Below are 19,429 nucleotides of genomic sequence, written 5' to 3' on the forward strand. Positions count from 1 at the left end.
TCGACGGCCGGGCTCAGGCGTCGGGTGGGCTGACGAGGATGAGCTGGGTGATGGGGGCGTCGCTGCCGGTGTCCAGTACCACTCGGTACAGGTCCGGGGAGTCGGGGGTGAACCGGGCGGAGAGCGTCTGATCTGGGTCGTCGGCGCTGCGGCCGAGCCGCAGTGGCGGGCCGGGCCTGCCGGAGGTAGCGCTGGTGGTGGTGAGGCTGACGCCGGCGGGGGTGTCGCGACCCGTGACCTGAATGGTGAGGTCCTGGCCGACGGTTCCGCCGAGGTTGGGGGTCGTCAACCCGGGGCCGTCCCCGCTGCCGAGGTGAGCGCCCAGGGAGGTATCGCGCTCCAGGACGATGCGTTTGACCTGGCGCAGGACCTCGTCGTGGCGTGGCAGTGCGCCGTGCTGGCCGAAGACGTAGTGGATGGCCCGGGTGCCGACCTGGGCGGAGGGTTGGTGCACGGTGCCGTCGCCGTAACTGTTGAACCGGGCGGGGATGCCGTTCGCATCGCGCACGACGTTGTGGTCACGGTCGATGCGGAAGGCGTGGTGGCGGCCAACAGCGACCGCTTGGCTGGCGTTCGGGTCCTCGTCCAGGCTCTGCACGGTGGCTTGGGCCTCGCCGACGATCGCGCGGTGTCCCGGCAGGGTGAACCCGTCCTCGCGGTAACGCTCGAGGACATCGAGGGAGCGAGTGGCCAAGTGCTCGTTGCCGCCGAAACGGGCGACATCCGCGGCAGAGAGGCGGTCGACGTCGAGACCGCGGTCGAAGCAGCGGTAGCCAGGCAGCAGATCGTGGACCCCCGGCAAGGTCGCCGCCATGTTGTGGACATGACGCAGAAGCCACGCCGGCTTGCGTTCGGCGTGCAGCATATTCAGGGCGAGGACGGCCTTGGAGGAACCCAGGAACGGGGTGCCGATGGTGATCACCGTCCGGGTGTCGGCGGCAAGGTTCGGATCTTGTTCCAGGGCCGCGCGTACCACGAGGCCACCCATGGAGTGGGCGGCGAATACCAGCCGCGGCTGCTCATGGCCTGCGGCGCGCCACTGCGGCCGGGCGGCCACCGCCTCCCGCCACCTGGTCAGGTGCTCGCGGGCCGCGCGGGCCAGGAGGGCGCCGTTGTAGGCGACGGCCAGACGCCAGTCGTACGGGAACGGGGCCACCGCGTCGGAGTCCAGGGTCACCGCGTACAACGTGGTGGTGAGGTCGGTATAGGGCTCCAGGCCTTCGAATACCGGCAACCACCACGGTTTCGTGAGCAGCCCCGTGGCCTCGATCCGGGTCAGGGGACGATGCCGAGCGGTCTCTGCGTCGGCCGCCTGTTCCTGAGGAGCGGCGTGCAGAGCGCCCAGGAACCCCTTGCCGATCAAGCGGTCGGTGAGCATCCGCAGGTCACCACCCCACAACCGCGTCCCGGTCGCGGTATCAGTCAAGGCGCTGCCCATAATGCCCGGCACCACCATGCAGGCGTCCCGAGTCACGTCGTCGAAGACAGGTGGCACCTTCGAGTACGCAGTGGGTCGCTGATACTTGCCGAAAGCATCCCCCGAAGTCCCCATAACAGCCGAGAATAGGGCAGCACAGCACCATAGAGGTGAACTTCGCAAAGGAGCGCGGTGGTTGACGGGACGCGACCGGTGGGGCAGACGGGTCCAGCGCGGGGACACTGCGCCTCGTGACGGTGGTGGAACGCGACTACCGGGAGATCGCCAAGTGCCCGCTCCCCACCCGCGCGGGTCTCGGCGAAGCGAGCACCGGCAAGGTGCGAGGTTTGGGAACGGCTCGCAGAACGCCGCTCCCCAGCAGCGGACTTCCCGCACGGTGGGGATTGGCTGATCCCCGCGCGCGCGGGGATGGACCCCAGGCTTCGACTGCGTCCACGGACCAGCCCGCCTGCTCCCCGCCCGCGCGGGGATGGGCCTACGCAGAGTTTCATGGGCGCGGACTTCCTCGCTTGCTCCCCGGCCACGCGGGGATGGGCCCGCCATCCAAATGATTCGCACGGGCGCCACCGCATGCTCCCTGTCCGCGCGGGGATGGGCCCCGCCATCACCTCTGCCTGGACATCATCACCCGCTGCTCCCCGCCTGCGCGGGGATGGACCCCTCCAGGGAGGCGCCACGCACGGCACCTACAACTGCTCCCCCGCTCGCGGGGGGATGGACTCGGGATGCAGCAGCCCCGGTGGTGTTATCCGGCTGCTCCCCGCGCCCGCGGGGATGGACCCGAGATGCGTCTGGAAACCGGCGAGCACGAGATCTGCTCCCCGTCTGCGGGGATGGACCCTCGCGAGGAAACGAGCTTGCCGTGCTGGAACGCTGCTCCCTCCAGGCGCGGGGATGGGCCCCCGGTGGTCTTCGGGTTCGACGGAAAGCCGATTTGCTCCCCGCACGCGCGGGGATGGAACCGTGACGAACCCGACGCGGTATACGTGCCAGGTCTGCTCCCCGCACCCGCAGGGATGGACCCCACGAGATCCGCGAAAAGGGCAAGGAAGGCCACTGCTCCCCGCGCCTGCGGGGATGTGCCCAGGGCGTCGAACCCCGTCGGGCAGGATCAGCTTCCCCGCGCAGCAGGGTTGGACGCCGGGCCGGCGGCAACGCCGGGAAACCTGCCCACTGCTTCCCGCCTGCGCGGGGATGGCCCCTTCGTTCGGCCTGCCTTGGCCGTGTCGAAACGCTGCTCCCCGCTCGGTCGGGGATGGACCCTCCCGGATGCACGTGACGGTCGGTGCACTGCTCTGTTCCCGCCCGCGCGAGAACGGACTCATTTACTGGCTGCGGCTGGAGGACCTCGACCGCTGCTCCTCGCCCGAGCCGCGGGGATGGACCCTGCACCATCTACCTGGCCGCCATCGACCTGTACGCTCCCCGCATGCGCGGGGATAGACCCGGCGAGCACGTCATCAGGATCATGCGCCCCAGCTGCTCCTCGCCCGCGCGGGGATGAACCCTCGGGGAATTTTGTCGGTGCGAGGAACGTGCCCTGCTCCTCGCCCGCGCCGGGATGGACCCAGGCTGGCTATGACGGTGCCGGGGACCGATGTCTGCTCCCCGCCCGCGCCAGGATGAACCCCAGACCGTTTTCCACGATCAGAAGATGGACTGCTGCTCCCGCTCCCCGCCCGCGCGGGGATGGCCCCTGGTACTTCGAGCCCAACGCGCAGGAGATCGTCTACTTCCCGCTTGCTGCGGGATGGACCCGTGAGGGCCCACTCGCCAGAAGACCTGGCCGGGTACTCTCAGTCGGTAGGGGAACGGAGCCGACAATGTGCGGTCCGTCAAATCGGACCGCGGTTGCTCGTCGCCAGCGCGGGGATGGACCCGGCACCGGCAACATTGGCGGTGAACTGAACTCGTGCTCCCCGCGCGCGGCGATGGACCTACCAAGACCGGCCAGGAGTGGACCGTCGAGGCGCTGCTCCCCGCCAGTGCGGATGTGTACTCGGCGTGAATCTGGGCAAGTCGACGTGGATCGGCTGCTTCCCAACTGCGTGGGGATGGACTCCACCCGTGCAAGGGGCGTTCAGCCGGACATTCTGCTCCCCGCCCGCCTGGGGGTGGACCTCCAAGAAGGCCGAGCTCACCGCAGAGGTCGATCTGCTCCCCGCCCGCGGGGATGGACCCCATGCCGGGCTCGGCGACCCAGACGTCCTGGCCTCTCCCCACACTCGCAGGGATGGACCCAAGCGGGGCGGGTACAACCGCGACGACCCGAACTGCTGCCAGCTCGCGCGGGGATGGACCCGGCATGGCGGTTGATACGGCCGCCGACCGCAGTTGCTCCCTGCCCGCGCGGTAAGGGGCCCAGGGCTTCCACGATGCGACGTTCGGCAGGACGCTGCTTCCCGCCCGCGCGGGTGTCGGCGACGCTTTAACCGTGAGCCACTTCCAGCGGGTGACAATGGACCTAGGGATCGCTATTACCGGGACTTCTCACGAATTGCTCCCCGCCAGCGCGGGGATGGACCTGTCCTGAAGTCGGGGCTGCCCCTTGGCAAGGCTGCTCCCCGCCCCGCGGGGATGGACCCATCCAGTGGAGTTGTAGCGAATCATGGGCCGACTGCTCCCCGCCCGCGTGGGGATGGACCCCAGGGGGTGGTCCAGGACGCGACCGCCCTGGTGCTGCTCCGCGCGCCTGCGGGGATGGATCCCCGCCCGGTCGCGGTGGCGGCATCGACGTCAACTGCGCTCCGCGCCTGCGGGGATGGACCCGGCAGCGGGATTTTCCAGTGGTCCCTGCCGATCCGCTCCCCGCGCCTGCGGGGATGGGCCTACCACCTGGAGCATGTGCGCTCCCGGGACCTGCTGCTCCCCACGCCTGCGGGGATGGATCCACGATGCTGGGGTGTTCGCCGCGCCACCGTACCTGCTGCCCGCCCGCGGGGGGATGGACCCACTCGCATGGTCGAAGGCGTCAAGTTCTCCGAGCTGCTCCCCGCCCGCGCGGGGATAGACCTAAGCAGTGGCTGACCTCGGCCGCCCAATGCCCCTGCCCTCCGCGCCTGCGGGGATGGACCCGTCTTCGACCCCGAGGGACTGCTCAAGTGGGTCTGCTCCCTGCGCCCGTGGGGATGGATCATCGTGCATGAAGTCGTCGGTCTAGACGTCGTTCTGCCCCCTGCCGCGCGGGGGTGGACCCAACTTCACGAAGGTAGAGCTTGCCGGATTTGCGCCCCCCTCGGCGTCGTGATGCACCCTGTTCCGGACTCTGCCGGAAGCGAGGCGATCGCTACTCCTCGTCGGCGTGGGGATAGACCCTTCGTTCGGCCCGCCCTCGGGCGTGTCGAACCTGTGCTCCCCGCCTGCGCGGGGATGGACCCGACGAGGTGATCCTCTACGCGAAGAAGTTCGGCTGCTCCCCGCCCGCGCGGAGACGGGCCCTCCTGTGGCGTCCTCGCGTCTGCCTGTGAAAGCACCTCAGCCGGGCACCTGGCCGTTCGCTATGACTGGCCATTAATCACTCTGATCGCACAGAACAAAGATCCGAATTGGCGGTCAACTCGCCTGCTTGGAGCGTTCAACCACAACACAGAGGGGTTAATATGAGGGTTCTGACTCCCCGGTCCGACGGCGTGCCGCACCCATGCCTGTCACAATCTGGGTGTCGCGGCGTCCAGGGCGCCTCCCGCTGTCCCGTGTTCTGGACACACTCCAGGGCACGGAGCGCAGGAGGATTGCGAGTGAGCGAGCACTTATGGAGCTGGCTTCGGACACGCATAGTTGAAGGAAGGAGGTGGTTTCGGGGACACAGCGGCCGCATGATCTGGTTGACGATCGAGATCGTTATGACGGCTGCGGTCTCACGTCTCATGAGGTGAAGAAGTCTCTCCCGGCATCGGAAGTGCCGGGAGAGACCGCCTTGGGCCACGGCCAATGTCTTGCCGCCGAGTGTCAAGGCATTCGGGCCGTAGCGGTCTGTGAGGAGGCACCTAAGAGGATAGCGGCAACCATTGGCCTTGAGCCGGCACCAACCCTGTTGCAACAGGGATGAACCCACAGAGGGGTTGATCACACACAGGCCCTCAGGTTCTCTCCCCGCCCACGCGGGGATGGCCCCACCGTGTCAAGCGATATGGGGAAGTGTGCGAATTCCTTGTAGGTGAGGATGGATCCGTCAGTGCTCCGGCGACGTGAGACTCCGTAATCTACTCTCCACCAGCTGAACCTGGCTGGGAGGTCCAGTTGTGAAGGGTGCGGCGCTGCTCCCCCCTGGAGCGAAGGTGCCCCCCGATGGGGGGTTTCCAGGATGCGGCGAGTGTGCAGGGGGTTGATCAGGCCGTCCCAGTTGCCTGCGGGCATCTCCGCGCCGGAGTTGGGTGGTTGACGAGGGCGAGACCCGTACGGGGGCGGGATGCCACAGCACCGCCATGCGGGAGTCGATGCATCACATGGGGCGACCAGCGTGGTTGCTGGCGTAGCGGTGCAGGTGGCCGCGGCGCTGGATCAGGAGGTCGATGGGGCCAGATCGGTGTAAGAGCAGTCGAAGTCGCTGTCCGAGGAGCTGGATGCTGATGAGGAGGCGTCGGGGGCGGAGGGGGTTGAGGATGTTTGGGTCGGGGCTCGGGCCGACGCGGTCCTTGAGGTGGTGCTCGAGGGGTTAGGAGGCGATGCACGAGAAGGATGTCCTTCGACTGCTCGCCGCCCGCGCGGGGATAGACCTGCTGCGATCTACGCCCATGCCGCGTTTGTCAACTGACCTCCGCGATGGCGGCATCCCTGCAGTTGCGGGGGAGAGCTTCGTTTCGGCGAGATTGCCAAGGACCTGTTGCGATGATCTCGGTGGACACGGTGCCCACGACGAGTCAAGTCCGGGCGGGCGGGATGGTTCCCGTGAGCGCAACGTGCACTCGGTGGTGTCGCGTTGAACTCGAACAGGAGTAGCGCTGGTTGGTGTTTTGCGAAGCTGTGATGCTGGCCATCGTTCGCTTGCTACCGTGCTGCCTCGTTGCCGGAGCCGTTATGAGTAGAGAGCAGACGATGCAACTTGGCTGAATTAGCCACCCCTCGCCCCGGGGCGATACGCCCTCGATGGGATCCCCGCCAAGCACCGTGTATTCCGGCTCTCACCCTCGATGATCGGCTCGTGGAGCTGAGCCTCGTCGACATCCTGCACGATGCCGACGGGCTGCGGACCGTCGAGGGGCCGACGCCGGGGGAGAAGGTCGCGGTCATCGAGTTCCTGCTGGCGATCTGCTACGCCGCGGGTGTCTATCCGGCGTCTGCCGCCGAGTGGCCCGCGTGGGTGGATGAGGAGCACGCTCTGCAGCCTGCTGCCACGTGGCTCGCGCAGCGCCCCGAGGGCGAGGTGTGGGACCTGTTCGATCCTGCTCGGCCACTGGGGCAGAACGCTCTGTTGGCCCCTTTCCTCGACGAGCACGGGGCTGGCCCAGCGCAGCTGGTGATCGAGCGGGTCGGTGACTACAACCAGTTCTTCGACCATCATCACCTGGAGCATTCGCGTCCGTTGCCTGCGGCGCAGGCTTTTCGGGCCATGCTCACCCAGCACGTGTACGGGCCGGCCGGCCGCGCCCGGATCTCCGGGAAGGCGACGCTGGGTGCGACCCTGACCAACCTCGCCGCCACCCGGCTCGGCACCCGGATCCGCGTTGTCGCACTGGGCGCCACCCTCGGCGAGACCCTGCGCCTGAACCTTGCCCCAGTGTCCGGGCCGCCCGGCGAGATGAACCTGTCCTGGACGACAGGCAAGGAGCGTCGGGGCTTCACGAGTAAGCCCGCCGGCCGAACGGTGAGCGGCCCGGCGGACCTGCACAGCTATCTCGGTCGGTCGGTGCTGTTGCGCCCGACTCCTGACGGGGATGCGGTGGACCGGGTCCTGGTCGGTGCGGGCGAACTGCTGGCGTTGGGGGAGGAGCACCTGCAGGATGCCGTGTATGCCACGAAAGTGGATGGGACCGTCAAGCCGCTGTGGGCTTCGGCGACCCGCGCGGTGTGGCGTGAGGCCCACGCCCTTTATGCCGCGGTGGACAAGGCCCGGTCCTCCGGGCCGGTGAACGATGGCGCCACTTTGTACCGGCGGCTCGCCCTGTTCCCGGCAGAGGATGTGGCTCCCGAGCGCGGCCAGCAGCCGGCGCGCCGCATTGAGTTGTGGACGGTTGGACTGGTGGCCAAACAAACCACGGCCATCGCGTGGGTCGACGGTACGTTCCCGTTCGCTCCGGGTCTGGAGGCCAGGCTCTACCACGCTTCGTTCCGGGGCTCGGAGATCGCCGAATTTGTGGCGGCCGCCTTGTACAAGGCGGCGTACGCGGCGTGGACAGTCGCCTACCCGAACCCCAAGCCGACTGACAAGCCGGGCCAGATCGACCGCTTCGATGCCCGCGGCCAGCACTGGGCGGCAACCCGGGAGCCGTTCGACTTGTTGATGGACGACACCACCATTGGCGAGCCCGTCCAGGAGTGCCTCCTGGACTTCGCGGCCACCGTGTCCGCGGCGGCACGCCGGTTTCTCACCGAGTGTCTGGACTCGCTGCCGAGGAACTCGCAGGGAGCCAAGACACGGGCCGCTGCGCTGCGGCGCTTCGACGATGAGCTGGCGCTGTCCAAAGCCCCGGCCGAACTGCGAGGGGAGCGGGCATGACCACCCACGCCCAGTCCACCACCGGCCCACAGGCCAGCGAGAGCAGCGTCGCGCTGAGCGCCTGGCTTACCAGCCTCGTGCACAACCATGACTACGGAAGTCTTGCCGAACTGCGGCGCCCGCGCGTCCGCAAGGAGCCCCACTACCGGGCCATTTGGTTCAGCCCGACCGAGCAGCAACGCGAGGTCTACGAGCAGGTCGCGTTCCTGTTCGCGATCTACCACCAGGGCCGGGGCAAGCCTTTGCACGGGTACGGGAGCCTGGGTGAGGCCGCCCGCCGCATCGGCAGCGCCGTCGGTCGGGGACCGGATGACCCGGGTGCCGCGCGCCTCGTCGACCGCATCGTCTCCAGCCGCCGCATCCCGTGGCGCCACCTGCAGCACGCCGTGGCCCGCCTGCGGGCCTGCGACCAGCAGCCGCCGTCCTGGGCCCGCCTGGCCGACGACCTCAGCCGGTGGCACGAGCGCGGCGCCCGCGTCTCCTACGAGTGGGCGGTGGCCTTCCACATGCCCGCTTCCCGGGCCGGCCGGACCCGGACCAGCACGCCCACTGCCGCCGACACGACCCAGAAGGGCTCCACCACGTGACCAGTAATGCCCCCCGCACCGGTCGCCAGTTCCTGTCCCTGCACCTGCTGGAGACCCTGGTCGCCGTGCTGCCCGTACGCGACGAGAACGGCTCCCCGAAATCCATCGTGTACGGCGGTACCGAGCGGCACATGATCACCAGCCAGGCGCGCCGTCGGGCCGAGCGGGTCCACACCCGGGACCGCGCCAATGCCGGCGTCGGCGCGCTGGCCGGCCGCAGTACCGGGGTCCGTACCCGCGAATGGGCGCTGACCACCGGCCGGGAACTGGCCTCCGCCCACGGTTGGGATCACGATGAGGCCGTGCGGACGGCTCGCGCGGTCATCGAGGCAACCGGTCTGAAGTTCGGTGACCCTGCGAAGAAGACGGTGGCGAACTTGACCAAGGTTCTGCTCTTCGCCCCGTCCGATGCCGGTGCGCGCATTGCGGCCCATGTGCACGAGCAGGGCGAGGCACTGCGTGCCTGGACGCAGGAGTACCTGGCTGCGCAGGCGGCGGCTGCGGCCAAGGGCAAGAAGGGCGGGCGTAAGGGCGCCAATGGCGCCGATACGGAAGGCGCCGACGCGGATGAGCCGGGTGAGAGCTCCGCCACCACCGCCGATGCCAAACTGCCGGCGCTTCCCGCCGCGACCCGTACCGCGGTCCTGACCGCGCTGGCCCCGCGCGACGCCATCGACATTGCCTTGTACGGGCGCTTCCTTGCCGAGATCGCCGATTCCCCGAACGTTGACGGTGCCGTGCAGAGCAGTCATGCCTTCACCGTGCACGAGGCCGAGCAGGTGGACGATTTCTACGCCGCCGCCGACGACGCGAAGCTGGACCGGAAGAAGAACGCTCTGGACTTCCTCGACGCCGCCGACGACGCCGGGGCCGGTATGACCGGCTACCAGTCGCTGATCACCGGCACCTTTTATCGGCACGCCGTGCTCGACCGTGTGCGGCTGCGGAACAATCTCCGCGCCGCCGGGATGAGCGTAGAGGACGCCGAGGAGGCGTCGGTCGCGGCCGAGGCGGAGTTCGTCAACGCCTTCGTCGACGCCTTTCCCGAGGCGAAGAAGAACTCGACGGCGTCCACCGGGTCGCTGCCGGCTCTGGTTCTGGCCTTCGAAGGCGAGCGGCCGTACAACTACGGTGCTGCCTTCCAGGCCCCGATTGATGAGCGGCCGCCGACGCAGGACGGCAAGGGGGGCGAGGGGCCGGCCGGGCCCGCAGCGGTCAGGCGACTGCTGAGGCACCACACCTTCGTCAGCGGGCGCCGGCCTGACATCACTGCCGGCCGTGTCCTTACCTACGACCCGCAGATCGACGAACTCCTCAGCACCCTTAAAGACCTCGGCGCGACGGCTGTGAGTTCAGCTGAGGAGCTGACGGCGTGAGCTACGTCCTGCTGGTTCGGCTCGCCGCTCCGCTGCAGTCATGGGGTATGGCGTCCCGGTTCTCCCATCGCGACACTCACACCCGTCCCACCAAGTCTGCCGTCGTCGGCCTCTGTGCGGCAGCTCTGGGCCGGGACCGGACCGACCCGGTGGACGATCTCGCCGGGCTCGTCTTCGGGGTCCGGGCCGACCATCCGGGCACCCCCGTGCGGGACTACCACACCGTGGGTGCCGGCCGGTTTCCGCTGCGGCCACGGGACATCATCACCGATCACCGCAGGGCGGCCACCGTGGCCAAGAGCATGGAAGCGGCCGACGGCCCCGGCTTCGGCCATCACGAGCTGGCCGGCTGGTACGGGGCGCCGAAGAAGATCGCGGCAGACCCCGTCTCAGGAACCCTGGTATCGGGAGAGCTCTCCCGCCGGGCGATGATCACCGAGCGCTGGTACCTGTCGGATGCGGCGTTCCTCGTCGGCCTGCAGTACGCGGACCAGGCCCTGCTGGAGGAGATCGGGCACGCCCTGGAACACCCGAAGCAACTGCTCTGGCTCGGCCGGAAATCCTGCCCGCCCTCCGGGACCCTGGCAGCGGAGATCGTGCCCGGCACAGTCGGCGACGCCTTCGCGGCCAAGCGCCTGCTGCCCGGGCCGTACGGCCCCGATACCTCGGGCCGCCGGCCCTGGGCCTGGATCCAGGCGGCGCCCGGCGCGCGGGGGGCCACACCGGTCAATGACCAACCGGTCAGTTTCGATCCGGCCCACCGGTCCCATGCCACCCGCTGGGAGACCCGCATGCGCGTCACCATCGCCCCGACCGCCACGGATTGGGACCTCATCCCGTGAACTCCGCACCCCGCGAGCACCGCACACGCTCCTCCACCGCCCGCTTTGTGGCCACCCACTCGGTGCTCTCCCTCGATGCCCGGCACTCGCTCGTCGCCAAGTCGCTGGTCGACGCCCACGAGATGCACCGCACCGTCATGAGCGGGTTCCGCGGCTGGGTCGAGGACGGAGACCCCGACGCCCGCTCCCAGATGGGTGTCCTGTCGACCTGGTCGGTAGATCTCAAGGCGGCCGCGCTCGTCCTGGTCGTGCAATCCCGGATCCCGGGGGACTGGGCCCGCATTCCGCGCGCGGCCTTCACCACGGCGCCCCACATCATCACCGTCGACCGCACCTTCACCGCACGCGAGGTCGTGGGCTTCCGGGCTGTCGTCAACCCCACCCGCAGTACCCGCAGCAAGGCTGCGGGTACTGCGGCCGCTGAGGAACGACCCCGCGGCACGCGCACAGCCCACACCACACCGGAGCACGTCAAGCGCTGGTTCGCCCGCCGCCTCCAAGCAGACGGCGAGCCGGCCACGGCCGAGGACGGTGGCGTGCGCATCGGTGCTACCACCGATACCGAGAGCCTGGGAATCCGCATGCTGCCGACCGTGTCCAGCGCCCACCGCAACAAGTCCGTGCGCATCGGCCGTGCGGAGATCCGCGGCTCCCTGACCGTCACTGACCCGCAAACCCTGGTGAACGCCCTGTCCAACGGCCTGGGCCACGCCCGCGCCTACAGCTGCGGACTGATCTTGACCCGGTGAGGTACCCACCGAAGGAGCCGGCTCCTGTTCGCAGGAACCGGTCGAACTCTCCGGCCGGGGCGTCGCCGAGGTCCTCTTCAGGGGGGCGCCGACACGCTGCCTGGAACCGACCACGTTCTGCGAAGCTGCCGACCCCATCGGCGACGGCGTGCCGCTCCGGGCAGAGGAGGGCCACCTTCCCGCGTACGCGGGAGCCAAGCAGCCTCCGTTCCTACTGCAACGAGGACGATCCCCGAGTATGCGGGGGGCCCGGCAGGGCCGAGAGCACGCCCTTCGGTCCTGCCGGTTCCAACACCACCACGCTCACTGCTTACCGCCGTGACGCATCAAGATCGTCAGCGTCGCGCGGGCGTCGCGCCGGCGCTGCGGGCTACGGAAGAGGACGGAGGACGCAGCCACCGTGACGACGGTGACGGTGTAGGCAAGGCCGGTGGCGGCGGAGAGGGCGGCGGCATCCTGGGACACGGTCTCCAGGACGGTCAGGAGAACGGACATGTGGGTTCCTTCGGGACGGGGCCCGGTGGCTTCCTCGCCGGGCGCAGTTCCACAGGTATCCGTCCTCAGGGAAGGATCCGGCGATGTTCGGCGGCCCGGCCAAGCGACATGTCCGCAGGTCAGGGAGGGGATGAAATTGTGTTCGGAGAAGTCTTCCGCAGCCGGTGGGCAAAGCCCTGTCGGGCCGGTAATGCACTTCGCGCAGGATCTGAAGAAGCTGTACCGAGCGGCAGGCGGAGGAGTTCAGTTCACGCAGGAACGTCTCCTTGAGCTCACGGGTGGCAAGGCGTCGAAGTCCAGCCTCAGCGCATGGCTCAACGGCAAAGCGGTGCCCCAGGAGGGGGGTCCCGGTGCCTTTGTCCTGGGCGTGCTGATCCCGTTCCTGGAGGAGAGGGCACAGCAGCGGTCTCCGCACCATCGCCGGGCGAGCGCGGCGGCCTGGCAGGCCCGGCTCCGTGCCGCACAGGCCGTGAGCAAGAGCGGGCAGGGAGGCCGGGGACCACGCGTCCATGCTGCGTCACCAGGGCACCTGTTGAAGGGCCAATCCCAGGTCCTGCTCGACGTGGCTCCCTACGAGTTCGTCGGGCGTGAGGAGGAACTGGCCGAGCTGACGACCTTCACCACCGCCCCTGACGGTGCTGCAGCGTATCTGAGGTTGCAGGCCGGCCCCTGGGCGGGCAAGACCGCCCTGCTCGCCTGGTTCGTCTCCCGCCGTATCCCTGCCGGGGTCGACGTCGCGCACTACTTCATCGTCGGCCGCCTGGGCACCAACCGCCGCGAGGACTACGTACGGATGGTCGCAGAGCAGCTGGCTTCCGCCGCAGACATGAGGCGCCCCCGCGCCGCAGACATTGAGCAACACGACCTCTCCTCGTTGTACGAACGTGCGGCGCACGCCTGCGCGCAACGCCACCGCCGTCTGCTGCTGGTCGTCGACGGGCTCGACGAGGACGCGGATGCGGGAGCGGACGGGCCGGGCATCGCTGGCCTCCTGCCCAAGCACCCACCGCACGGGATGCGCGTCATCGTCACCGGGCGACCCAACCCGCGTGTTCCGATGGCACTCGCCCCCGACCATCCGCTCCGCAACCCGCTCATCGTCCGACAGCTGGCCCACTCACCTGCCGCCCGGATCATCCGCGACATGGCCCTGCAAGAGCTGAACACCCTGCTGAACGATCCAGACGTCGGCCAACGGCTGCTGGGCCTGCTCGTCTGTGCTCAGGGCGCCCTGACCGGCGCGGACCTGGCGGAACTCGTAGGCATCACCCCGCACGCGGTGCAGCAAAGGCTCCGCAGCGTCGTAGGCCGTTCCCTGGCCCCCACCCGTGTGGACCTCCTCCCGCTGGATGCGCGAAGGGAAGCCGACGCCGACGCCAGGCGTCAGACGTTCATCCTGGCCCACGAGGAGCTGTACGCGGCCGCTAAAGAGGCCCTCGGACAGGTCGAACTCGCGGCGTACAGGGCGAGCTTGCACCGATGGGCCGATGGCTACCATCAGCAAGGCTGGCCGGAGGACACCCCGAACTACCTCCTCACCGGCTACACCCACCTCGTGCGCAACAGCGGGAGCGCCGAACGCCTCGCGGACCTGGTGCTCGACCCCCACCGCCAGCTATGCCTCGCCCGACGCTCCGGGCCCGACGTCGCCCTCGCCCAACTGGACCTGATCGACCCACCCACCGGTGCGGACTGTACGCTGGCTCCGTCCACCGCCGCTCAGGTGTCGGTTTCCCGGGAATTGCTCCTGGCGCGGGTGCGGCCCCTTCCCAGCGCTGTCGCCCGCACGTGCGCCCGGTGGGGAGATGCCCGGCGGGCCAGGGCCCTGGCACGGGCAGCGGGGCATCCCGTGGACAAGGCGACACACTTGGCCGGCGTGGCCCGCGTGTTGGCAACCATCGAACATGGCCAGGCCGCCGATGCGGCCGCGGAAGCGGCACAGTGGGCGCGTACGGCGCTCAGCGAGGCCGCGGGCTTTGGATACGCCGCAGACGCGGCGGAAGCAGCTGCGGGGCGGGCGGCGCTCGCTCTGCTGGCAACAGGACAGGAACAGGAGGGTCTGGACCTGCTCCGCTCCCTCCAGGGGTCGAGCTCGGCCCGGATCGAGTCGTGGGCCGCGGCCGTCCGGCTCCTGGCCCCGCACCGTCCGGGGATTGCGTCGGAACTTTTGGATGAACTGGAGGAGCAGGCTGAGCACCTGGTCGAGGAAGAACGTGGGGAGGGAGGCACCGCAGCCGCAGCTGTCCAACTTTGGCAGAGCATCGCGGCAGCGGATGCCGAACGAATGGACCGTCTTCACGACCGTGCCCTGGGACATGCCCACACCCTCTGGCACGCGGCGCCCCTGCTGAAGAACGTCTCCGCTCTTGCGGCAGCGGCCTCGTTCGTCGCGCAGGCCAGGCCGCAGGAAGCACAGGCCCTTGCCGATACGGCCTGCCGACACATTGAGTCTGTAATCCAGGGTGCCAACGCGCCCTTGTCGTCGGCCGACGCCTTCCTCGTGGAGTTCGAATTTCATCACACCCTCGCCCAAGTCGCTCAGGCACTGGCAGATGTGGGGGCTCCAGCCCGAAGGATCGAGGACCTGCTGGCACGGACGGAAGGGATACTCCCCGCGGCATCGGAGCACGGTCCCAGCCAGCTGACCGATGAGACCCGGAGCCCGGACGGGGACGACACCCACGGCGAGCGACTGGCCGAGGAAGCCTACCGATGGGCGGACCAAGGCAACGACGGAGAAGCCGAGCGCTGCCTGGAGCAGGCGTTGACTCTCCTGCCAACGGCTGGCCTGGACACGGGACGCGCTCCGAGCTGGCTGCCGGACCTTGCCGGCGCACTCGTATCGACCGATGCCGCAGCGGACGCCGAGGCGCTGCTCGACCTCACGCAGAACCCGGCCGACCGGAGACGAACCCGCGCCGCCGTTGCTCTTGCCTACGCCGACGCGGGCCTGCTTAACGATGCGCGCACGCATGCGCAGAAGGCTGTGGAAGCGGCGGCCCAGGCCGCTCCGGACGGAACCTGGGCTTTCGCCGCGCAGGCTTTGGCGTGCGCGGGCCAGACGGAATCCGCCCTGGACCTCATCGAGCAGCACAGGCCACCGACGGACCGGAGCCAGAAGGCCGAGTGGCGCAAGGCCGACCGCGCGGCCCGCATCGCCGTGGCCACCGAACTCGCCGTACGTGACCCGAGCCGCTCGGGCGACCTGCTGCTACCGCTGATCGAGGAGCTACACGCCAGCCGCAAAGCACCCCGTAGTCAGGGGCTCCTGGTTCGCCTCGCCGAACTCCTCCCAGGCACCATCCGCCTCGAAGGCCAGCCCAAGGCGCTGCTCGACGAGGTGAGGGAGGAGGCGTTTGCCCGCGTAACCAAAGGCGGCCCGCAGACGTGGCAGCCCCAAGAACTCCTGGTGTATGCCCTGATGCGTATCAGCACCGGCGAAGACGCTGGACATCAACTGCGCTGGCTGGACGCCGACCTTGCAAACCGCGGGCCTGCGCACTTCCCGACGGCTGCTCTGGCGATACTCCATGCGGTCCGAGGTGACATCACGGCCGCCCAGCGTATAGCCGCGCTCCCCGCGAACCCACGGCTGCGTGCGGCCGCCCTCACAGCAGTAGCTTGGCACCTTGCCCGCGTTCCGGCCCGCCCACTCCCCGGCCCGGACCCGACCCGAGCGGATCCCTTCACCCGCACTACCCAGCACCTGGCTTTGACTGTTACCTCGCCTGCGGATGCCAAGGAGGGCTGGGCTGCCCGATTCCTCGGCCAGGCCATGAGCACCGCTGGCTGGCACCATGCCATACCAGTCATGAGCCAGGTCGAACCCGACATCGTCTCCCACATCTGGAACAACGTGCTGGTGCACTTGCGCGCGACGGGCATATGACTCCAACGACGCCTGTGACTATCCGATCCACAGGGAGATGCCGGCGACAACACAGCCCCATCCAGCGCGCACGGGGCGGCGCCGCCCGCACGGTAATGGACCCGACATGCTGGAACTCCTGCTCCACGATATCAACTGTTGCTCACCCGCGCAGGGATGGACCCGTCTCGTGCACCACGCAGGTCGGGCGAATGTCTGCTCCCTACCCGCGGGGATGGAGCCAACCGGCGAGCGCGGACAACAACCTCGCCATCTTGCCCCCCGCCCGCGCGGGGATGGACCCAAGCGCGTGCGCATGTTCATCGAGGACATGTGCTGCTCCCCGCCCGCGCGGGGATGGACCCTCGGCACTGATGACCTTGCAGCCGACGTAGGTCTGCTCCCCGCTCGCGCGGGGATGGACCCCTCAGCGACCCGTTCGGCCTGTCGCCCTACAACTACTCTTCGCCTGCGCGAGGTTGGACCCGGACCCTTCTTCGCCAGAGACCAGGGGAAGTACTGCTCCCCGCCAGCGCGGGAATGGACCCCGGCTTGTCCAGGACACCGACCCCGCGCACCTCTGTTCCCCGCCTGCGCAGGGATGGACCCCCTCGGCAAGAAGGGGGCCGCTTCCCCTCGCTGCTCCCCGCGCCTGCGGGGATGGACCCATCGCCTACAACTTCGTGGTCTGCCCCCACTGCTGCTCCCTGCGCCTGCGAGGATGGGCCCACTATGGACCTGGCGTCCGGCGCGGTGGACCACTGCTCCCCGCGCCCGCGTGGCTGGACCCAAGGTCGGGTCCAGCCACGTGCAGATGGTCAACTCTGCTCCCCGCCCGCGCGGGGATAGACCCAGGCCCCAGAAAAATCTCCAGGGCACCGCCAGCTGCTCCCCGCCCGCGCGGGGATGGACCCAGCTCACGGTCGCCGAGGCCGCTGAGTGCATGCTTCTCCCTGCACGTGCGGGGATGGACCCATCCGCGAGCAGCACAAGCCCCTCTACCAAGACTGCTCCCCGCCCGCGCGGGGATGGACCCCAGGGGTCGCCCTGCGTCATGATGTTCATGCTCTGTTCCCCGCTTGCGCGGGGCTGGACCACCGGCCTTCTGGACGAACGCGAAGTACAAGAACTGCTTCCCGCCGGTGCGCGGGGATAGACCCGAGCACATCGGCGTCGACATCAGCTTCGAGACCCTTTTCCTGCCCGCGCGCGGGGATGGACCCGTCCAGCCCACCCCACACCGATCACAGCGGCGCTGCCGCCTGCGGGGATGGACCCACGAAGACGGGCCAGGAGTGGAAGTTGGAGGTCTGCTCCCCGCCTGCGCGGGGATGGACCCAACATGCGCGGTGCGGCCGCCACTACGAATCTCTGCTCCTCGCGCCTGCGGGCTGGACCCGCGACCAAGGCCGCGGGCGTGACGACGGCCAGTTGCCTCCCGTGCCTGTGGGGATGGACCCGACAACCTGTCCGGCCTGCCATCAGCACCAACCTGCTTGCCGTTCGCGCGGAGATGGACCCTCGTGGGGACGCCGAGTGCGTTGCGGCTTTTCTGCTCCCCGCGCCTGTAGGGACGGACCCATGCGGGTTGCCGTGGTCGTCCCCTCGGCCGGCCGATATCGCGGCCGTCCTGGCTGCTCCCCGCGCTTTGGGAGCTGGGGACGGGAAGGCGTCGTTGTCGGCGGAACATGCTTGGGCAGCATCGGTTTGACTAGATAATCTAGTCATGATGTCATTGAGTCATGTTGTACAAAACTCCGGTGCTCGACACTGATGATCTGCGCGTGTTGGCTGAGATCGAGGACATGCGCACCCGTCTGCGTTATGCGCTGCGGGCGCAGCCTCGCTGGTCGGGGCAGCTGCGGCGTAATCTCACCGCGCGGGCGATCGCCGGGTCGAACACGATCGAGGGGTATGCGGCGACGGTCGAGGACGTCGAAGCGCTGATGACGGGGGAGGAGCCGCTAGAGACTGAGGGCCGGACCCGGGTGGAGCTCGAGGGCTGTCAGCGTGCGATGACATATATCCAGGCGCTGGCGGACGCGGGGGAGTGGTTCCGGTATGACGCGGGTCTTCTCAATGGGCTGCATTTCATGCTGCAGGGCCACCATCTGGACAAGCGGCCTGGTCGATGGCGGGCCGGCCCGGTCTTCGTCACCAGTCCGGACGATCCGCTGGTCCCCGCATACACGGCTCCGTATCACGAGCAGGTGCCGGCGTTGACGGGCGAGCTGATCGAGTGGCTCAACGACGGCGACCTGGAAGTTCCCGTGCATGTGCGGGCCTCGATGGCGCACCTGAACCTGGTCAACATCCACCCGTGGAAGGACGGCAACGGGCGGATGTCCCGGTCGCTGTCCACGCTGGTGTTCGCCCGTGAGGGTGTTCTGCCGCCGGAGTTCTCTTCCATTGAGGAGTGGCTGGGGCGCGGCCAGAACACCTACGGCTACTACCGGGTCCTGCAACAGGTCGGCGGTCCGCGCTGGGATCCCACCCGCGACACGCACCCGTGGGTACGGTTCTGCCTCGAAGCCCACCACCGCCAGGCCCAACAAGCCCAGCGCCGCACTGACCTGCTGTCCCGGGCCTGGACCCACCTGGCGGAAGCGTCCGCCGCCGATGGCCTGGACGAACGTGTCGTCTACGCCCTGCTGCCCGCCTTTTGGGGATCGCGGGTGCGCCGTACGGTGTACCAGCAGGACGCGGACCTGTCGGATCAGCAGGCCATCCGCGACCTGCGCGAACTTGTTCGCCGCGAATGGCTCGCCCCGCACGGCGCCGCCCGTGCCCGCTACTACGCACCTGGGCGACGCATGGAATCGGCTCAATCAGAGGTCCGTGGATCTCTGGAGCCGTACACCAACCCGTACGGATCATGAAACCGCACTCTTCAACTGCTACCTCGCGCGCAGGGGAGGGGCTCGGTCGTGCGTTCGAGTCCGTGCGGTACGGGTTGCACCGCTCCCCGCCCACGCGGGGAAGGACCCTAAGCCCGCGCTTCGGGCGTCTTCCGATGCCACGGCTCCCCGACCGCCCGGGGGATGGACCCATTTGCGCGGCCGCGATGGCCTTCAAGGTCAACTGCTCCCCGCACGTGCGGGGATGGGCCCGCCCGCACGGGGGCGGACCCGCCGAGCTGGAGGAAGCGGTCCGGCTGTACACCTGCTCCCCGCCCGCGCGGGGATGGAGCGGCGTTGGCGGTGTGGCCCGGTCGAGGGCAGCTGGCTGTTCCCTCACCTGTGCCGCGGTGTGGAGGTGGTTGAGTTTCCTGCTGTCTGTTCGCGGGGGCCGTGGGGTGTCTTGGATGCCCTGCTGCGTGGAGCTGGGCGTCGGTCTCACGGGGGGTGAATCAACGTGCTGTCTTCTCCACCGTCACGGTTCGGATGGCGAGCGCGGTGCCATCTTGGTGGATTGAGACG

General features: G+C 68.9%; 9 protein-coding genes. 7 read left to right on the forward strand and 2 right to left on the reverse strand.

Annotation, left to right across the window (positions count from 1 at the left end; genetic code table 11):
* Positions 1-13: 13 nt before the first annotated feature.
* On the reverse strand, positions 14-1,426 hold the full coding sequence (locus M2266_RS29975; RefSeq protein ID WP_277440999.1) for a hypothetical protein: 1,413 nt from the start codon (positions 1,424-1,426) through the stop codon (positions 14-16).
* A 5,053-nt stretch (positions 1,427-6,479) separates the two neighbouring features.
* On the opposite strand from M2266_RS29975, the gene M2266_RS29980 reads away from it, so the two are divergent.
* The 5 genes from M2266_RS29980 to M2266_RS30000 are packed head-to-tail and all read left to right on the forward strand — an operon-like array spanning position 6,480 to position 11,647.
* Positions 6,480-8,093, forward strand: a complete 1,614-nt coding sequence (locus M2266_RS29980; protein ID WP_277441000.1) for a type I-E CRISPR-associated protein Cse1/CasA — start codon at positions 6,480-6,482, stop codon at positions 8,091-8,093.
* Positions 8,090-8,680 carry a type I-E CRISPR-associated protein Cse2/CasB gene (casB, locus tag M2266_RS29985; RefSeq protein ID WP_277441001.1) on the forward strand — a complete coding sequence of 197 codons (591 nt, stop codon included), beginning with the start codon at positions 8,090-8,092 and terminating at the stop codon, positions 8,678-8,680. Before M2266_RS29980 ends, casB begins: the two co-directional genes overlap by 4 nt.
* Positions 8,677-10,056, forward strand: a complete 1,380-nt coding sequence (locus tag M2266_RS29990; protein ID WP_277441002.1) for a type I-E CRISPR-associated protein Cas7/Cse4/CasC — start codon at positions 8,677-8,679, stop codon at positions 10,054-10,056. Before casB ends, M2266_RS29990 begins: the two co-directional genes overlap by 4 nt.
* The gene (gene cas5e, locus M2266_RS29995) at positions 10,053-10,898 is read left to right on the forward strand and encodes a type I-E CRISPR-associated protein Cas5/CasD (protein ID WP_277441003.1); all 846 of its coding nucleotides are present in this window, start codon (positions 10,053-10,055) and stop codon (positions 10,896-10,898) included. Before M2266_RS29990 ends, cas5e begins: the two co-directional genes overlap by 4 nt.
* Positions 10,895-11,647, forward strand: coding sequence for a type I-E CRISPR-associated protein Cas6/Cse3/CasE (locus tag M2266_RS30000; RefSeq protein ID WP_277441004.1), 753 nt, complete (start codon positions 10,895-10,897; stop codon positions 11,645-11,647). Before cas5e ends, M2266_RS30000 begins: the two co-directional genes overlap by 4 nt.
* Before the next feature lie 303 nt (positions 11,648-11,950).
* Here the strand turns inward: M2266_RS30000 and M2266_RS30005 are convergent, their stop codons facing one another.
* Positions 11,951-12,142, reverse strand: a complete 192-nt coding sequence (locus M2266_RS30005; protein ID WP_277441005.1) for a hypothetical protein — start codon at positions 12,140-12,142, stop codon at positions 11,951-11,953.
* 190 nt (positions 12,143-12,332) lie between these two features.
* Between M2266_RS30005 and M2266_RS30010 the strand changes: the two genes are divergently transcribed.
* Complete coding sequence (locus M2266_RS30010; RefSeq protein ID WP_277441006.1) at positions 12,333-16,031, forward strand: hypothetical protein; 3,699 nt, start codon at positions 12,333-12,335, stop codon at positions 16,029-16,031.
* Between the two features lie 1,739 nt (positions 16,032-17,770).
* A complete protein-coding gene (locus M2266_RS30015; RefSeq protein WP_277441007.1) occupies positions 17,771-18,889 on the forward strand; it encodes a Fic family protein in 1,119 nt (372 codons plus the stop codon).
* Positions 18,890-19,429 lie beyond the last annotated feature (540 nt).

Source organism: Streptomyces sp. SPB162 (assembly GCF_029504575.1).
Taxonomy (GTDB): Bacteria; Actinomycetota; Actinomycetes; order Streptomycetales; family Streptomycetaceae; genus Actinacidiphila.

Excerpts from the sequence above, each read along its gene's own strand:
- casB (WP_277441001.1), top strand. The coding sequence starts at position 8,090 with ATGACCACCCACGCCCAGTCCACCACCGGCCCACAGGCCAGCGAGAGC.
- M2266_RS30005 (WP_277441005.1), bottom strand. The coding sequence starts at position 12,142 with ATGTCCGTTCTCCTGACCGTCCTGGAGACCGTGTCCCAGGATGCCGCC.
- M2266_RS30010 (WP_277441006.1), top strand. The coding sequence starts at position 12,333 with ATGCACTTCGCGCAGGATCTGAAGAAGCTGTACCGAGCGGCAGGCGGA.